Source organism: Fibrobacter sp. UBA7003, from assembly GCA_002449765.1.
Classification (GTDB): domain Bacteria; phylum Fibrobacterota; class Fibrobacteria; order Fibrobacterales; family Fibrobacteraceae; genus Fibrobacter.
In genome coordinates this window covers 30,871-46,894 of the sequence record DJXN01000003.1, presented here as the reverse complement: position 1 = coordinate 46,894, position 16,024 = coordinate 30,871, and the positions used below count along the sequence as shown (strand labels likewise).

At 54.4% G+C, this 16,024-nt stretch carries 13 protein-coding genes; 8 read left to right on the top strand and 5 right to left on the bottom strand.

What is annotated here, in order from left to right; genetic code table 11:
- The first annotated feature begins 5 nt into the window (after nucleotides 1-5).
- The 8 genes from B2952_RS02455 (at nucleotide 6) to B2952_RS02420 (ending at nucleotide 8,521) form a co-directional block, all read left to right on the top strand.
- Nucleotides 6-1,793, top strand: coding sequence for a S41 family peptidase (locus tag B2952_RS02455; RefSeq protein WP_173381408.1), 1,788 nt, complete (start codon nucleotides 6-8; stop codon nucleotides 1,791-1,793).
- An 18-nt stretch (nucleotides 1,794-1,811) separates the two neighbouring features.
- The gene (locus B2952_RS02450; protein WP_173381421.1) at nucleotides 1,812-2,585 is read left to right on the top strand and encodes an MlaE family ABC transporter permease; all 774 of its coding nucleotides are present in this window, start codon (nucleotides 1,812-1,814) and stop codon (nucleotides 2,583-2,585) included.
- A 91-nt stretch (nucleotides 2,586-2,676) separates the two neighbouring features.
- Entirely contained in the window at nucleotides 2,677-3,105 is a 429-nt protein-coding gene (locus tag B2952_RS02445; protein WP_290730630.1) for a hypothetical protein, read from the top strand.
- 238 nt (nucleotides 3,106-3,343) lie between these two features.
- Nucleotides 3,344-4,285: a hypothetical protein gene (locus B2952_RS02440; protein WP_290735149.1), complete on the top strand. Its 942-nt coding sequence runs from the start codon at nucleotides 3,344-3,346 to the stop codon at nucleotides 4,283-4,285.
- A gap of 7 nt (nucleotides 4,286-4,292) precedes the next feature.
- Nucleotides 4,293-5,069 (top strand): hypothetical protein, encoded by a 777-nt coding sequence (locus B2952_RS02435; protein WP_290735147.1) that lies wholly within the window; start codon nucleotides 4,293-4,295, stop codon nucleotides 5,067-5,069.
- A gap of 143 nt (nucleotides 5,070-5,212) precedes the next feature.
- A complete protein-coding gene (locus B2952_RS02430; RefSeq protein WP_290735144.1) occupies nucleotides 5,213-5,527 on the top strand; it encodes a DUF721 domain-containing protein in 315 nt (104 codons plus the stop codon).
- Between the two features lie 45 nt (nucleotides 5,528-5,572).
- Nucleotides 5,573-7,513 carry a DNA topoisomerase (ATP-hydrolyzing) subunit B gene (gene gyrB, locus B2952_RS02425; protein ID WP_173365679.1) on the top strand — a complete coding sequence of 647 codons (1,941 nt, stop codon included), beginning with the start codon at nucleotides 5,573-5,575 and terminating at the stop codon, nucleotides 7,511-7,513.
- A gap of 3 nt (nucleotides 7,514-7,516) precedes the next feature.
- Nucleotides 7,517-8,521, top strand: coding sequence for a polyprenyl synthetase family protein (locus tag B2952_RS02420; RefSeq protein ID WP_173381411.1), 1,005 nt, complete (start codon nucleotides 7,517-7,519; stop codon nucleotides 8,519-8,521).
- A gap of 73 nt (nucleotides 8,522-8,594) precedes the next feature.
- On the opposite strand, the gene B2952_RS02415 is transcribed toward B2952_RS02420, so the two are convergent.
- From B2952_RS02415 to B2952_RS02395, 5 genes are all read right to left on the bottom strand, one after another.
- Entirely contained in the window at nucleotides 8,595-9,527 is a 933-nt protein-coding gene (locus B2952_RS02415) for a magnesium transporter CorA family protein (protein WP_173365677.1), read from the bottom strand.
- A gap of 79 nt (nucleotides 9,528-9,606) precedes the next feature.
- Entirely contained in the window at nucleotides 9,607-12,258 is a 2,652-nt protein-coding gene (gene secD / locus B2952_RS02410; protein WP_173381412.1) for a protein translocase subunit SecD, read from the bottom strand.
- Nucleotides 12,259-12,338: 80 nt separating this feature from the next.
- Nucleotides 12,339-12,644 (bottom strand): TM2 domain-containing protein, encoded by a 306-nt coding sequence (locus B2952_RS02405; RefSeq protein WP_290724634.1) that lies wholly within the window; start codon nucleotides 12,642-12,644, stop codon nucleotides 12,339-12,341.
- Nucleotides 12,645-12,670: 26 nt separating this feature from the next.
- The gene (locus tag B2952_RS02400; RefSeq protein WP_290735138.1) at nucleotides 12,671-13,948 is read right to left on the bottom strand and encodes a glycoside hydrolase family 13 protein; all 1,278 of its coding nucleotides are present in this window, start codon (nucleotides 13,946-13,948) and stop codon (nucleotides 12,671-12,673) included.
- Between the two features lie 7 nt (nucleotides 13,949-13,955).
- Nucleotides 13,956-15,929 carry a 4-alpha-glucanotransferase gene (locus tag B2952_RS02395; RefSeq protein WP_290735135.1) on the bottom strand — a complete coding sequence of 658 codons (1,974 nt, stop codon included), beginning with the start codon at nucleotides 15,927-15,929 and terminating at the stop codon, nucleotides 13,956-13,958.
- Nucleotides 15,930-16,024 lie beyond the last annotated feature (95 nt).

Here is a 16,024-nt window from a genome sequence, read left to right as displayed (position 1 = left end):
CAGTCATGAATTTCAATTTTTCCCGAATCCCATTTGTGCTTGCCCTTTCGGCAATGACGTTCTCCTTTGCCGCGGGCGATACGAAGACGCCTCCCGGCGACTTTTACGATGAAGTATCCCGCCTCAACAAGGTGCTTTCCGAGGTGAACCGCAAGTACGTGGAGGACGTGAACCCCACGGAACTGACCGATGCCGCCCTGAACGGCATCCGCGACATCCTCGACCCGCATACGACGGTGTTTACCCCGAAGGACTACGAGGGCCTCAAGGTCTCGATGGAAGGCAAGTTCGGCGGCGTGGGCATCACCATCAGCCTGCGCGACAACATCTTGACCGTGATTTCCCCTCTTTCCGGGACTCCGGCATTCAGGCTCGGCATCCGCGCCGGCGACCGCATCCGAAAGATTGACGGCAAGGACACCAAGGGCCTCTCGCTCGACGACGCCGTGAGCAAGCTCCGTGGCAAGATCGGGACCGACGTGACGGTTTCCATCGAACGCGAAGGTGTCGCCGACTTGATGGAATTTACGATTACCCGTGCCGAAATCGTGGTGCATGCCGTTCCCTATTATGGAATGGTTTCGAAGGATATCGGCTACATCAAGCTCGCGACCTTCAGCGACAAGACGACGAGCGATGTGGAAAACGCCATCCGCGGCCTCAGGAAGCAGGGCATGAAGAAGCTCGTGCTCGACATGCGCTACAATCCGGGTGGCCTTTTGAACCAGGCTATCGAGATTAGCGAACTATTCCTCAAGCAGGGCAACGTGATTGTCTCTACGCTCGGCCGCACGCAGCGGACCGAGAGCCGCGCCCGCCGCGACGGCATGCTTGCCCCCGATGTCCCGATGGTGGTGCTTGTGAACCAGGGCTCCGCGAGCGCTGCAGAAATCGTCTCCGGTGCGCTCCAGGACTGGGACCGCGCGCTTGTCATCGGCAAGACCTCGTTCGGCAAGGGCTCGGTGCAGACGATTTTCCCGCTCGACAACCAGGGGAACGCGCTTAAGCTTACGACGGCATTCTACTACCTGCCCTTCGGCCGCTGCATCAACAAGCCTGAAAACGGCATCAAGGGGCTCAAGCTCATGGAAGAGGAATCCGAGGACGATGGCGACAAGGCCGCTGCGGATTCCGCAAAGAAGGACACCGTCGCACGCGATACGTTCTACACGAACAACGGACGCATGATGTTCGGCGGTGGCGGCATCACTCCCGACGTGGATATCGAACTCTCTCCGATGCCGTGGGTGGTGCAGGTGCAGGAACGCATGGCCATGTACTTCAAGTTTGCCGTGAAGGTGCGCCCGCAGCTTGACAAGGCCGGAGTTAAGGTCGATGCCGACTGGGTGGTGCCGGATTCCCTCTATGCACAGTTCAAGGAATTCTGCATGAAGGATACGACTTTCATGAAGGTAAAGAGCAATGCCCTCGTGGGCGTGGACCAGCTCGAGAAGAGCATCGTGCGCGAACAGAACTACATGGGCGACAGCGCGAAGACGGTTTCCGATACGACTCTCGCCGCGCGTCTTTCGGATATGCGCAAGGCCCTCGAGGCAAAGCGAGATGCCCAGTTTGACGAGAACAAGGACTACATCAAGGACGGCATTAAGCGCGAACTCCTGACTGCGATGGTGAATGATTCCGTGAGCACGGCCTTCTCGCTCAAGCGCGACGAGCAGCTCAAGGAAGCTATCAAGTATCTCTCCGACGACGCCCTCTACAAGAAGACGATTTCGGGCCCGGGCAAGCGCCCTGCGAAGGCCGACTCTAAGAAATCCAAGAAAAAGAAGTAGGCTTCGCGCGTGAAGTTGATGAACGGCATTGCGGAGGCGCTCGGGCGGTTTGTTCGCAGGTTCCTGCGGACCGTGCTGAGCTACTTCAAGTTCGTGTGGGAACTCTTCAAGAATATTCCCGGGGCATTCTCTAATTTACACACGACGGTGGAACAGATGCACCGCGTTGGGGTGACCAGCATTCCCGTGGTGTTTGCGGCGTCGCTTGCTACCGGCGCCATCATGTCGTGGCAGCTTGCCTATCAGTTCGGTGACATGATCCCGATGATGTTCGTGGGCATGGCCGTGGGCAAGTCCGTGATGGTGGAACTTTGCCCCATCTTGACCGCGATGGTACTTGCTGGCCGCATTGGTGCCTCCATGTGTTCGGAACTTGGCACCATGGCGGTTACAGAACAGCTCGATGCCTACAAGGTTCTGGGGTTAAGCCCCTACAAGTTTCTGCTTGCACCGCGCCTTATCGCGACAGTCATCATGCTCCCGACGCTTACCGTGATAAGCATCTTCATCGGCATCGCGGGCGGCTACGAGGTGGCCCACCTCTACAAGGAAGTCTCGTGGTCGGTGTTCTTCTACGGCGTGCGCATGTTCTACCACAACTGGGATTTGGTGGTGGGCCTTATCAAGGCTACACTCTACGGCTACTTTATCGCAAGCTACGCCTGCTTCTTCGGGTTCTTTACCCATAGCGGTGCCGAGGGCGTGGGCAAGAGCACCAAGGCCACCGTAGTTGCCGGCATGACAAGCATCCTCATCGGCGGATTTACGCTTTCTAAACTCCTGCTCGTGTAAGCGGTATTTAACGTTTTTAAGTTTATTTCTAGTTTTAGATTGGTGAACAGGGGGTGGGCTTTCCTATGATTGATAAAACAAAGGAGATTATATGAAACGATTTCTTTTCGGAATAGCATTGTTTGGATTGCTGGCTTGCAACAGCGATGAAGGCTCGTCCACTGGGCCCGTCCAAGAACCGGTGACTGTAAACTGGTCTTTGAGCGGAACATTTGGTGGAGGAAAAGTTGATTCTGTAAATGTGGATACCCATGTGAATGGACTGATTTCTCGTTCAGGCTCTTCTAAGGTCCATCTGAATGGCTATGACACGACCTATTTTGAAAATACAGTTCAATTGACTCACTTGCAGAATATGACCCATGTTATGGCTTCCATAGATGCAGATGGCTACTTCTCATTCGATAATATGGAATTATTTGGGTTGCGTGATGGAATGAATTCGGTTAGAATACTTCCAAGAGCGAAGACTAATGTCGTCTTAAATCCTGAATCATTTATTCTGTACTCGAACCGGTAGTGCGGTGATATAGTATTGGATGTGTTTGAGAAAGAGACCTCGGCATTTCTGCCGAGGTCTTTGAGTTGGCATAACTCTGTGATTTCAAGTTATTTGATAGCGGGGGTGTCTAGATTAATAAAATCATCCGAGGTCGTACTTGATTTTGTACAAAATATAGAGTATATTTATGTGTAATTTTTGTCACATGATTCTAGGCGGTGTCTGGCTGTGATAGGTGGCAAAGGAGGTCTCCTTTATGATGGTTGAAATTAAAAGGTTGCTAGCTGTTTTGGCGCTCGCATTTTCGTGCGTAATCATGTGGGGATGTGGGGATTGGTTTCCTGAAGATGGGGAAAGAGAGTTCTTTGGCTATTATAGTCGTCCCCATATTGTTGGGTTTATTGACGATTCTTTGGTAATTGTTGCCGATGACAAGGAATGGACCCAAGAAACTAGCGATGGGTATGCTATTGAAGGGCGTGGTCACCAACGCCTTCGCATCTTCAATTATAGGGTACAAGAGGCTGGTCCTAGGTGGACGGATACGTTGGATAATTTTAATGATGAATGTAATTATGCCCTAGGCCAGTTGAGTGATTCTGTTATATGGGGGGGGCAAACTTCTCTTTATACTGAAGTATGGGAAGGGCCTGTGATGACTTTTTGGAAAATAGGCGAAAAACCGAATGAAGTGGAAATAGAAAAGGTTTTGGATGGTTGTAAAGTTGATTTTCGCATTAGTAGATTACGCAAATGGCTTGACGGAACCATTCTTGCGTTGGATGAGAAATCTCTAAATGCTACTGGTGATGCTTGCCAGTACGCCGTTTTGGATACGGTGGCGCAGACGATTACGTATAAGAAACTAGACGAAAACTTGAAGTGGATTGAAAAATGTGATGACGTGAGTGCGTATAATAATGAAATTTTTTGTATTGCTTTGAAAAGAGACTCTTTGGGAATTAGTCTATGGGTGGATAATGATGAATCAGACATGATTGAACATCCAGAATGGCCCAAAAGTTATATGGGAAATAGAAATTTTATTTTGTACGGAAAAATGCTCAGAATTAATGGAAACATACATTCTGTTGATTTTGAAAAGAGAAAAATTATTCGTCAGTACGAAACTTATTTGCTGTCGGTTAGCAGACCGGAATTCCAAAATGAAAGTGGTGAAATTGTAAGTTATAAATAGGGAAAATATGAAGAAAATTTTTTTGTTAAGCTTACTTTTGATGACCTTTGTCGTTGTGTCTTGGGCTGTTCCGAGACCTATGGAGAGTATTACAAACTACAATGTGATGCTTTTGCATGGAGCCTATGGCCATAAGAATGATGATGGAGAATTGCAGGGTTTTGAGGAAAATTCAAATCTTCCGCAAGCTTACGATGCGATGAATTATCTTGGCAATGCGAATATTGGCCGTTATGTTGAAAAAGTGAATGAGAAAAAACCTCGTTTGAATCAATGGCTAAGAACACGAATATTCGAGGAACCTGTATACGACAGTGCCTATGAGGCTGTACATAATTCCTGCGTATATCACTGGCGAGCATTTTCGCTTCCCCCAAATAGTTCGATTGAAAATGCGATTGAATTGGGGAACAGAACATGGAATGCGGATGGAAAGTTTGGTGGTCGCCGAGCACTTGTGGAAGAAGCTCAGGAAGTTAAAACATGGAAAGTTCCTGATTCTCTTGGACAAATGGTGGAGGGGCAGAAGGCTCTCCAAATAATTCGCCAAAATCCTGATCTATACCGTCAATTAGCCTCTCGCTATATCCTAATCGGTCATTCGATGGGCGGAGTGGTTGCTCGTGAGTACACGCAGAATAGCAACTATTATTATGGTGATGTAGATAAGATTATCACTCTAGATTCTCCACACGAGGGCACGGGTGCACTGAACATGCAAGTTGGTTTGCTATTATTTTGTAGTGAAATACGCAGAAAAAGTTTTAAGGAGAACAGAGCATGAAACATCTGTTGAAAAAGTTTGAAATCCAGTGACGATAAAGACGACTGCACCGCAGGGTGGAGAAAGTACGGTTGTTCTTGAAGTGCTGAAGGCGAAACAGAGGCGTGTGCTGCCGATGAAGATGTTTGATGTGGAGTAAAAATATGTTTGTCCGTAGAAAAAAGGGTGTGACGGGAGAGGGCGCTGTCGATATCAGCGTGCTCATTGCGAAGGTTCTCGACAAGGCGCATGTCTCCGAAAGTATGGACTTCAAGACCCTTTCGGACCGCTTCGAGGAAGTGGTCGGGAAGGCTGTTTGCGCGCACGTGCGACCCGTGAAATTGGACAAGCATACGCTTGTGCTGAAAGCGGCTTCTGCGGCCTGGAAAAGCGAACTTTTCATGCAAAAAAATGCTATTATTGACAGGTGCAATGCGCTGCTCGGAAAGCCTGTGGTTAAGGCGATTCGCTTCGTTTGAACCGGCTCCCGAGGCTCGCTCCTGTGAAATGTTTTTAGAGGAAATATGGCAGAAGAATCTGAAGAATTGAAGAAGGCCGAGGAAGATTACAGCGGTTCGAGCATTACCGTTCTTGAGGGCTTGGAGGCGGTGCGTGTCCGCCCCGCCATGTACATCGGCTCGACCGACATCCGCGGGCTTCACCATCTGGTATGGGAAGTCGTCGATAACTCCGTGGACGAGGCTCTGGCCGGATTCTGCAACCACATCGAAATTTCCATCCTGCCGGGCAACGGCATCCGCGTGACCGATAACGGGCGCGGCATCCCGACCGACATTCACCCGAAGGAACACGTGGGCACCATCGAGGTGGTGATGACCAAGCTCCATGCGGGCGGCAAGTTCGACAGCAATTCGTACAAGGTTTCTGCCGGTCTGCACGGCGTGGGCGTGAGCTGCGTGAACGCGCTTTCGAACAAGCTTATCGTGACGGTGCGTCGCAACGGCCGCGTGGTGCGCCAGGAATTCTCGAAGGGCATTCCCTGCGGCCCGCAGGTGGATATCGGCGAGAGCGACGGCACGACCGGCACGAGTGTCGAGTTCTACCCGGACGACACGATTTTTACCGAGACCGTCTACGTGTACGACACGCTGGCGACACGCTTCCGCGAACTCGCGTTCCTCATGAGCGGTCTTCGCCTGACGCTTACCGATGAGCGCGACTCCGAGAACCAACGCTCCGAGACGTTCTGCTACCCGGGTGGCGTTTCCGAGTTCGTGCGCTACGTGGATGAACATCGCACTCCGCTCTTTAGCGAGCCCATCCACCTGGTGCTCCCTGATGGCCAGTACCCGCTCGAAGTCGCCATGTGGTACAACGATGGCTACCAGGAAAACTTCTTCAGCTTCGTGAACAACGTGAACACCTACGACGGCGGTACGCATGTTACGGGCTTCAAGACGGCGCTTACCCGCGTCATCAACAAGTTCGCTGCCGAAATGCCCAAGGGCAAGAAGGATGCGCAGATCACGAGCGACGACATTCGCGAAGGCCTTACTGCGGTTATCGCCATCAAGGTTTCGCAGCCGCAGTTCGAAGGCCAGACCAAGCGCAAGCTCGGCAACTCCGAAATTGCAAGCTACGTGAATAGCGCGTTCGGCGCAAAGCTCGAGGAGTTCTTCCAGGAGAACCCGGCCGCCATCAAGGTGATTCTCGACAAGGTTTACAACGCGGCACTCGCCCGCGAGGCGGCTCACCGTGCCCGTAACCTCGCTCGCCGCAAGAACGTGCTCGAAAGCGGCGGACTCCCCGGCAAGCTCGCTGACTGCAGTAGCCGCGATCCGAAGCAGTGCGAAATGTTTATTGTCGAGGGTGACTCCGCAGGCGGTTCCGCGAAGAGCGGACGTAACCGCGAATTCCAGGCCATCCTCCCGTTGCGCGGTAAGATCCTGAACGTGGAAAAGGCAAGCCTTCATCGCGTGCTCGACACCGAAGAAATCCAGAACCTGGTGAATGCCATCGGTACGGGTATCGGCACCGAATTCAAGATGGAGAAGCTCCGTTACGACAAGATCATCATCATGACCGATGCCGATGTGGACGGCTCTCACATCCAGACGCTTTTGCTCACGTTCTTCTTCCGCTACATGCGCCCGCTTATCGATGCCGGACACATCTTCCTTGCTATGCCGCCCCTCTACAAGCTCAAGGTGGGCACGAAGGACCGCTACCTGTTCGACGAAAACGAGAAGGACAAGGTAATGGCCGAGATGGAAGACAAGAAGAATGTCACCATCACGCGATTCAAGGGCCTTGGCGAAATGTCCGCCGAACAGCTGAACGACACGACCATGGATCCGAAGACGCGCCTGCTCAAGCAGTGCTACGTGGAAGACGCCGTGCTCGCCGACCAGATTTTCAGCATGCTCATGGGCGAAGACGTGGAACCGCGCCGCAAGTTTATCGAAACGAACGCCTACAAGGTCCTGAACGACCTGGATGTCTAGTCTATGACTCCTTCGAAAGCCGATTTCCAGGCAGTTCTCGGACAGGCTCGTGACCTAGTCCGTAATCAGCTGGATTTGACCGAAAAGACAATCCTGCGTGTGGCAGAGACTGCTCCTGCCGGGATTGCAGATAGGCTTCAGACTCTTTTCGAGACGAAGGGCAAGCGCATCCGTTCGACTCTTCTTTGCCTCATATCCAACTGCGGGAATGTGGCGCCCGATGCGTCCCGTGTCGCGCATGCCTGCGCAAGCGTGGAACTGTTGCACCTTGCGAGTCTCGTGCACGACGATATCATCGACGGCACGGAACTCCGGCGCGGCAAGGCTACCGCCCACAAGAAATGGGGAACGCAGGTGGCCGTTCTCGTGGGCGACTACGTGCTTTCGCAGTCGATGCGTTGCGTGATTGACGAACGGGATCGTGAAGTGCCGGTGATTATCTCGGACGCTGCGGACAAGCTCATCGTGGGCGAAATCATGGAACTCGACCACTGCGGTGAACTCGGGCTTTCCAGGGAAACCTACAACGAGATTATCGATGCGAAGACGGCCGCGCTTATCGAGGCTGCGTCCCGCATCGGCGGTATCATGGCCGGATTCGACAAACCCCTGATTGACGAATGTGCCAAGATGGGGGCGCACTTCGGGCTCGCGTTCCAGATTATCGATGACCTGCTCGATTACGGCTACGGCTCGAAGAATCTGGACAAGGCGAAGTTCACCGACCTCTCGAACGGGCTCATTACGCTCCCGCTTCTGTATTACTTCGAAGATTGCAACGCGGATGAACGTTCCGAAATGGAATCGCTTATCAAGAGGGTCGCGACCGACGATGTCGCCGGCGAGATCCTTGCGCGACTGAATGCGAAGAAGAGTTTCGACAAGGCGAAGGCCGAAGCGCAGGAACATCTGGAACAGGCGCTACAGATTGCGGACAAGTTCCCGAAGAACAACTTTACCGACGAGATTGTCGCCATGTTTTCGAGCATGAGCGACCGCGGGAATTAAAGACTACTCCTCCGCACATTGATGTGCTCGGGGCGATGCTTCGCATCGGGGAATTGAAGATATATTCCTCGCGCTACTTCCGCCGCATCCAGAAGGCGAGGAAGACGACCACTGACAGGATACAGACCGCGATGATGCCCCAGAAGGCTATGGGCGATCCTGTAGCGGCGTCGCCGTTCATGGCGAAGGGCAACTGCACGTTCATGCCGAACAAGCTTGCGAAGAACGTCGGGAGCGATATCGAAATCGTCACGATGGTCAAGTTCTTCATCAGCTGGTTCACGTTGTTGTTGATGACGCTTGCGCGGGCGTCCATCATCGACGTCAAGATGTTCGCGTAGATGTTTGCCTGTTGCAGGCTCTGCCCGTTTTCGATCTGGATGTCTTCCAAGAGTTCGCGTTCGGCCTCGGTCCAGTTGAGGCTCCTGCCCAGCTGCAACTTGCGGAGCAAGGTGTCGTTGCTGTTGAGTGCGCTCACGTAGTAGATCAAGCCCTTGTTGAGGCTGAACATGGAAAGCAGGTACTTGTTTTCCATCGAGGTGTTTAGGCGCAGTTCGAGGTCGTCGTTGATGCGGTTGATAATGCGCAGGTGTTCGTTGAAGTGCGATATCGCATAGCTCAACACGCGGAGCACGAACGTGTTCAGGCTGTCGATTTTCGAGAAGCGGCGTTCGTCCATCACGGGAATGTCGCTGTCGGTGAGGAGCAGGATCCAGTCCTTGAAGATGAAGATGCCGAAGGATTCTACGCGGAACTGGAAGTTGTCCGCGGCAGAATAGTTCTTGGGCTTCTTGAACACTATCGTGGTGAAGTCGTCGTCGTATTCGATACGGGAAAGCTCGTCGGAGTCGAATGCGGAGGCGATGGTATGCTCGGTTATTTCGTATTCCTTGACTAGGACGCTTCGCTGTTCCTGGCTGAGGGAGCCCATGATGACGATGTCAGCTGCGTCTTCGTTCGGGGCGACTGCAATGCGGCCCGATTCGATTTTGTAATACTTGAGCATGGAGCCCCCTTTGATCGAACGGGTTCAAATATAGAAAAGCCCCGGCATTGCCGGGGCTCTTTTCAACATTTTAATTTGATTACACGCCCTTCTTGAAGCGGTTGGACCACCACAGAACAATCGGAGAGCAGATGCACACGGAGGAGTAGGTACCGATGAGGATACCAAAGCACTGCACGAGGCCGAAGTCGCGGATGGAGGAACCGCCCATCACGGCGAGAATCACGCACACGAACAAGGTCGTGAGGGAGGTCACCATGGTACGGCTGAAGCACTGGTTGATGGACTTGTTGATTGTTTCGCCGAAGTTCGCGGAACCGTAGATGGCCGTGTTTTCGCGGATGCGGTCGAAGTTCACGATCGTGTCGTTCACGGAGTAACCGATCATCGTGAGGAGCGAGGCAATCAGGGCGCCGTCGAAGGAGAGGCTGAATGCCGAGATGAAGCCGAGCGTGATGATGGTGTCGTGCACGAGGCCGAGCACGGCGGCGACACCGAAACCGAGACCGAACTTGCCGAACCGGAACCACACGTAGAGGAGGATGCCGATCCAGGCGAGGATTACGGACAAGATAGCGTTGAAGCGGAGTTCCTTGCCGATTGTCGGGCCGACGTTGTCCTTCGCGACAATGACGCATTCCTGACCGGCCTTCTTGAAGGCTTCGTTCATCTTGAGTTCGAACTGTGCGTCTTCGGAAGCGCGCATGCTAATCTGGTAGGAGTTGGCGGACGTTCCGCCGAGGGAGCGGACGCGCGTGCCATTGATGCCTGCAGCGGAGAGTGCCTTGTTGAGGTCGCTTTCGTGCTTCGCGTTATCCTGATACTGAACCGTGTAGACCTGGCCACCGGTGAAGTCGATGCTGAAGTCGAATCCCTTGACCACAATGCATGCGATGGAAGCGATGATGAGAATGGTCGAAATGAGACCGAAACGCTTGCGGTGCGGGATAATCTGGAGGTTCGCCTCGTTGATGGCCTTGATGCCGTTACCGATGGAGAGCGTCGTCGTGTCGCGCTTGGCAAGCTTCCAGTCGAGGATGGCGCGGGTAAGCGTGATGGCGCAGAAGAGCGAGGTGAGGATACCGATAGTAAGCGTAAGACCGAAACCCTTCACGGAACCGGTACCGATCTTGTAGAGGATAAGGCCGGTAAGCACGGTCGTCAAGTTGGAGTCCAAGATGGCACTGAAGGCTCGTTCGTAACCCTTGGCGACTGCCGCGCGGGCGGTGAGGCCGGCCTTGAGTTCTTCACGGATACGTTCGTAGATAATCACGTTCGCGTCGAGGGACATACCCACGACGAGGATGAAGCCCGCGATACCGGGGAGAGTGAGGGTCGCGTTGAACACGGACATCACGGCGGCGGTAACGAGGGTGTTGATGACCATGCCGAGGCTCGCGATAAGGCCGCCCAGACGGTAGTAAGCCACCATGAACACAAGGCAGAGGATGAGGCCGACAGCGCCGGAACCGAAGCCCTGGACGATGTTTTCTTCACCGAGGGTGGCACCCACGGTGCGGCTTTCGATAATCTTCATCGGGGCTTTGAGGGCGCCGGCGCGGAGCACGACGGCGAGGCGGTTTGCTTCGGCCATGTCATCGAGACCGGTAATCTGGGCGTCGCCGTTCGGGATGCGTTCGTTGATGCGCGGAGCGGAAATCACCTGGTTGTCGAGAACGATGGCCATCTGCTTGCCGACGTTCGCGGCGGTCACGGCGGAGAACTTCTTGGGACCGATGCCGCCGAACTTGAGGGTCACGGCGACTTCGCCTGCGCTCACGCCGTCAGCGAGACGGTGGGGCTGGGCGTTCACGATATCGTCACCGCCCATTTCGGCGCGGCGCTTGAGGAGGTAGAGGCGCTTGGCCTTGACCGGGGAATCGTTGCTGATCTTTTCGAGGCCGCTTCCGAACGCGAAGTTCAGGTCGCGCGGGATGAGCTTCTTGACACCGTCGAGCTCGAGGAGCTTCTTGACCTTTTCGATGTCTTCTTCGGCAATGAACCCACCGTTGGCAAAAGACATGTAGTAGGAGCTGAGGGCCTTTCCGACCTCCGTAGCCGGTGCGGCTTCTTCGGTGGCTGCCTTGGAGGAATCTTCGGCCTTCGGGGCTTCAGCTGCGGCGACCTTGCCGCCGAGGAGTTCTTCGTCGGAAAGCTGGGCCGTATCCTTTGCGGAATCCTTCGCTGCGACCGTGCTGTCCTTGGCGGCAGTGCTATCCGTCGCGGCGGAATCTGCAGTCACGTCGGAAGTCTGGCGCGTCAGGTACTGGTCGATGAGACCGACGACCTGGGGGAACCTGTCTGCTTCGGCAAGAATCTTGAATTCGAGCTTTGCGGTGGAACCCACGAGGGCCTTTGCGGTAGAGTCGTCCACGCCGGCAAGTTCGACCAGGATGCGGTCGTCGCCGGAAGGAGAAATCTGGGGTTCGGAAAGACCGTACTGGTCGACGCGGTTACGGATGATTTCCAGGGACTGGGCCTGGATGTCCTTGATGTCGTCGCCTTCCTTGAGTCCGGACTGGTCAATCTGGAGGGTGATGCTCGTACCACCCGCGAGGTCCAGACCGAAGTTGATGGACTTCGTTGCCATCTTCGGGTTTTCCTTGAGGAACGCCTTTTGTTCTTCGCCCTTCTTGGAGTGAACCTGGATGGAGGGCCATACGGTGTAGGCCGAGAGAGCAATAACAGCGAGAATGATGAATTCTCTTATGCCGAATTTATATTTGTTCATTTGTAATCCCTTAATAAGGCATTAATACGCATTTAGTTGCGGGTGCAAAGATAGAAAAAGGCGGGCGCCGCGTAAGGAAACTAGATGTAAATGTTGCCGTTTGCGTCGGCATTTTTCGTTACGGCGATGATTCCTTCAATAAGGCCTATTATGCCGGGAATGGTTGTCCAGCAGAACAGAATGTACAGAATCCCCATGCCTATCTTGCCGGCATAGAATTTATGTATGCCCAAGCCCCCCAAAAGGATGGCCAGGACTGCATAGGCGACCTGATTCACTTTGGTGCCAGCTCCTTCTGCCGGGATCTCTTGAATGCTGGTTCCGCATTTGTTGCAAAATGTGTCTGTGTTGGCAACTTCATTTCCGCATTTTGGACAAAAAGGCATAAAGCAGCTCCTTGTTGTTTACGTTTTTATTTAATTTCAAAAGATGGTTCGGGCGCATCCAGCGACACCGAAAGGGTCAAACAGTCATGGCCCGATGCGCGAACCACAGAAAAGCCGGTCCCCGTAAAATGAATTTTCAGGCTCCCGTCGCGGAGTACGGGGTTTTCGTGGCGCATGCGGGTGAGTTCGCGGATAAACTTGTAGATGGGCAGCGCCTTGCGGGCCTTCAGCTGGTCCCACGGGAATGTTCGCCTGCAGTCGGGGTCCTTGCCACCTTCCATGCCGATTTCGTCGCCGTAGTAGATGCAGGGGGCTCCGGGCATAAAGAACAGCAGGGCGAGCGCGAGCCTTATGCGTTCGGGGCTCGTGCGGGGTTGCGACGCGATGCGGGTGGTGTCGTGGCTCCCGAGCAGGTTCATCGGGGTGCCGAAGCGGTTCTCGGGGAACGCGCTGCGCACCTTTTTGCAGAATTCGCCTGTAGAAACGGGGTTCTCGTCGAAGAGGTACTGCATTACCGCCTTGCGGAACGGGTAGTTCATGACTCCGTCGAACTGGTCGCCTTTGAGCCAGCGCTCGGGATTGTCCCAGATTTCGCCCACGATGTAGGCTTCGGGGTTTATCGCCTTCACGCGCCTGCGGAATTCCTGCCAAAAACTATCGTCGTTTATTTCGTTCGGCACGTCGAGCCGCCAGCCGTCTATGCCGCGCCTGGTCCAGTATTCGGCGACGCTGAACAGGTATTCGCGAACGTCCGCGCAGTCCGTATTGAACTTCGGTAGCGCGGGGTAGTTCCACCAGCATTCGTAATTCGGCTTGCCCGAGTAGGCGTGTATGGGCCAGCTGTGCACGTGGAACCAGTCGACGTAGGGGGAATCTTCCCCGAGTTCCATGAGGCTGTTGAACTGGAAGAATCCGCGCGAGCAGTGGTTAAAGACGCCGTCCAGAATGACGCGGAGCCCGAGGGCGTGCGCCTTCTTTACAAGGTTGTCGAAATCCTTGAGCGTGCCGAGCACCGGGTCAATCTCGAAGTAGTCCACCGTATGGTAGCGGTGGTTGGAATTGCTCTTGAAAATCGGGCACAGGTAAATCGCCGTCGCGCCGAGATCTACGATGTACTTTAGTTTGTCGGTAATGCCCGCGAGGTTCCCGCCGAACATGTTCGTGCGGGTGGGCTTGCTGTCCCATTGCACGAACTTGCCTACGGCACTGTATTTGGGGCTGCGGCAAAACCTATCAGGGAAAATCTGATAGAAGATGGCGTCCTTGACCCAGTCTGGCGCGAGTTTCGTTGAAGACCGGACCATGGTGCCTCTAGATGTTCCACATCGGGCGGCGCTTGCGCACGTCCACGAGCTTGCGGATTTCGGAATGGAGCGATGCGTTTGCCGTGAGTTCCTTGATGGTCACGGGAATCCTGTAGGTCCAGTTCTTGCCGCCGACCGTGCCGGGAATGTTCACGCGTTCTTCTTCGGCCGGGATTTCGGAAAGGGTTGAGGAAAGCGCGAAGAAATCTTGCACAGGCAAGATGCAGAAGAGACTGTTCGACGAGAATACGTGTTCAAGGATGTTGCGCACGGCGGGCGGGGTAAGCGTCTGCGGCGCGGCACCGGATAGCTGGGCGTGTGTCCAGTAGAGGTCGCGGTCGAAATCGGGTTCTTCCCAGAGCCCGCGGAGGCTCGAGGTGTCGTGGCAACTCGTGGTGCACACGGAGAGTCTCGGGTATTCGGCCATGTCGTAGTAGGGGCTGTACGGGGCATCCCAGTTGCGGGCCCAGCGCTCGATGCGCAGCGAAAGGATATTGAGTTTCTTGAGCACGGTGGGGACGCAGTGCGGGACGGCTCCGAGGTCTTCGGCACATACCAGCATGTCGGTCTCTTTCGCGAGGATAGAGAGAAGCTTCGTCGCGTTCTGTTCCCAGAGCCCTTCCTGCGAGGCTTCGTTTTCGTGGATGATTTCCTTGAGCTTTTCCTGCTCGTTTTCGGGGAGTGTCCTGAGAACGGGCTGGTTGTACCAGTACCAGAACGGGTAGTAGTTGTTTTCGTCGCCTGCCGGGATGAAAATGCGATTCCAGTAGACCTTCAGGAGGGCATCCTTCACGTTCTGCGGTTCGTCGAGAGTCGTGATGGCGCGTTCGCTATAGAATTGCGGCTTGAGGACGAATCGCGAAGGCTCGTTGGGCAGGCTTTCGAAGTAGACGGAAACCATGTTCTCGGTCTCGTCGCCCAGGAATTCGCGAAGCTGGTCCACGGAGTAGTTCGGGCGGCGCAGGTACTCGAGCGTCTCGCGGATGAACCCGGCGGCATGCAGACGGTCCCAGGTAAGCGGGACGCAGGGATTGAAGCGTCCGAGGATGCCCGTCACTTCGTTTTCGGGGATGGACCAGATGCGGAAGAATCCGAGCACGTGGTCGATGCGGTAGGCGTGGTAGAACTTGCTCGCCTGAGCGAGGCGGTCTTTCCACCAACGGAATCCGTCCGCCTCGATGACATCCCAGCGGTAGGTGGGGAATCCCCAGTTCTGGCCGCTGTAGCTGAACATGTCGGGAGGTGCGCCCGCGCGGTCGGAAAGCGAGAAGTACTTGCGGTTCGCCCACACGTCGGCGCTGTCCTCGTTGATGAGGATGGGAATGTCTCCCTTGATGTGGATGCCGAGTTTCGAAACCTCGCTCACGGCGGCCGTGAACTGCATCTCGGCGACGTACTGCATCCAGGCCTGGAAAAGTATGTCCTTGTGGTACTTGGTCCAGAGCTTCTCGATATCATCTGCCGTGGGATCCTTGAACTTTTTCCAGTCCTTCCAGCTCGACTCGGAATTCTGGGCCTTGAGTGTCGCGTAGGCGCAATAGGCTTTGGCCCATCCGTTCTTGTCGATCCAGTTCGAAAGGTCCTTGTCCTTCTTGAGCTCGTCGTAGCGGTTGTCGAAAATCTTGCGGAGAATGCCGCGCTTCCACGTGGATATCTTATAATAGTCGATGCGTTCTTCGCTTTCGAATCCTTCCTTGGCATCCTCGATTTCTTCCTCGAATTCGCTGGAGCCGCGGACTGACTGGATGTTGATGAACACCGGGTTCAGGGCGAATGCGCTCCGGGCGCTGTAGGGGCTCGCCTCGGCTCCGGTGTCGTTGACCGGCAAAAGCTGGATGATGTTGAAGTCGCAGAGCTTGCACCAGCCTGCGAAGGGAATGAGGTCGAGGAATTCGCCGATACCGATGTCAGCCTTGCTGCGGAGGCTGAAGAGGGGCACGGCTACGCCCGTCTGGAAGGAGGAAATATCACCGTAACGCATGCCCGAAATATAGATAAATCGGGAAAGAATATGCTATTATTCCTTGCATGAGTTGGGAATGTAGGTATTTGAGAGAGACTTTCTGTGACAAGCGG

Excerpts from the sequence above, each read along its gene's own strand:
- B2952_RS02455 (WP_173381408.1), top strand. The coding sequence starts at position 6 with ATGAATTTCAATTTTTCCCGAATCCCATTTGTGCTTGCCCTTTCGGCA.
- B2952_RS02450 (WP_173381421.1), top strand. The coding sequence starts at position 1,812 with ATGAACGGCATTGCGGAGGCGCTCGGGCGGTTTGTTCGCAGGTTCCTG.
- B2952_RS02445 (WP_290730630.1), top strand. The coding sequence starts at position 2,677 with ATGAAACGATTTCTTTTCGGAATAGCATTGTTTGGATTGCTGGCTTGC.
- B2952_RS02440 (WP_290735149.1), top strand. The coding sequence starts at position 3,344 with ATGATGGTTGAAATTAAAAGGTTGCTAGCTGTTTTGGCGCTCGCATTT.
- B2952_RS02435 (WP_290735147.1), top strand. The coding sequence starts at position 4,293 with ATGAAGAAAATTTTTTTGTTAAGCTTACTTTTGATGACCTTTGTCGTT.
- B2952_RS02430 (WP_290735144.1), top strand. The coding sequence starts at position 5,213 with ATGTTTGTCCGTAGAAAAAAGGGTGTGACGGGAGAGGGCGCTGTCGAT.
- gyrB (WP_173365679.1), top strand. The coding sequence starts at position 5,573 with ATGGCAGAAGAATCTGAAGAATTGAAGAAGGCCGAGGAAGATTACAGC.
- B2952_RS02420 (WP_173381411.1), top strand. The coding sequence starts at position 7,517 with ATGACTCCTTCGAAAGCCGATTTCCAGGCAGTTCTCGGACAGGCTCGT.
- B2952_RS02415 (WP_173365677.1), bottom strand. The coding sequence starts at position 9,527 with ATGCTCAAGTATTACAAAATCGAATCGGGCCGCATTGCAGTCGCCCCG.
- secD (WP_173381412.1), bottom strand. The coding sequence starts at position 12,258 with ATGAACAAATATAAATTCGGCATAAGAGAATTCATCATTCTCGCTGTT.
- B2952_RS02405 (WP_290724634.1), bottom strand. The coding sequence starts at position 12,644 with ATGCCTTTTTGTCCAAAATGCGGAAATGAAGTTGCCAACACAGACACA.
- B2952_RS02400 (WP_290735138.1), bottom strand. The coding sequence starts at position 13,948 with ATGGTCCGGTCTTCAACGAAACTCGCGCCAGACTGGGTCAAGGACGCC.
- B2952_RS02395 (WP_290735135.1), bottom strand. The coding sequence starts at position 15,929 with ATGCGTTACGGTGATATTTCCTCCTTCCAGACGGGCGTAGCCGTGCCC.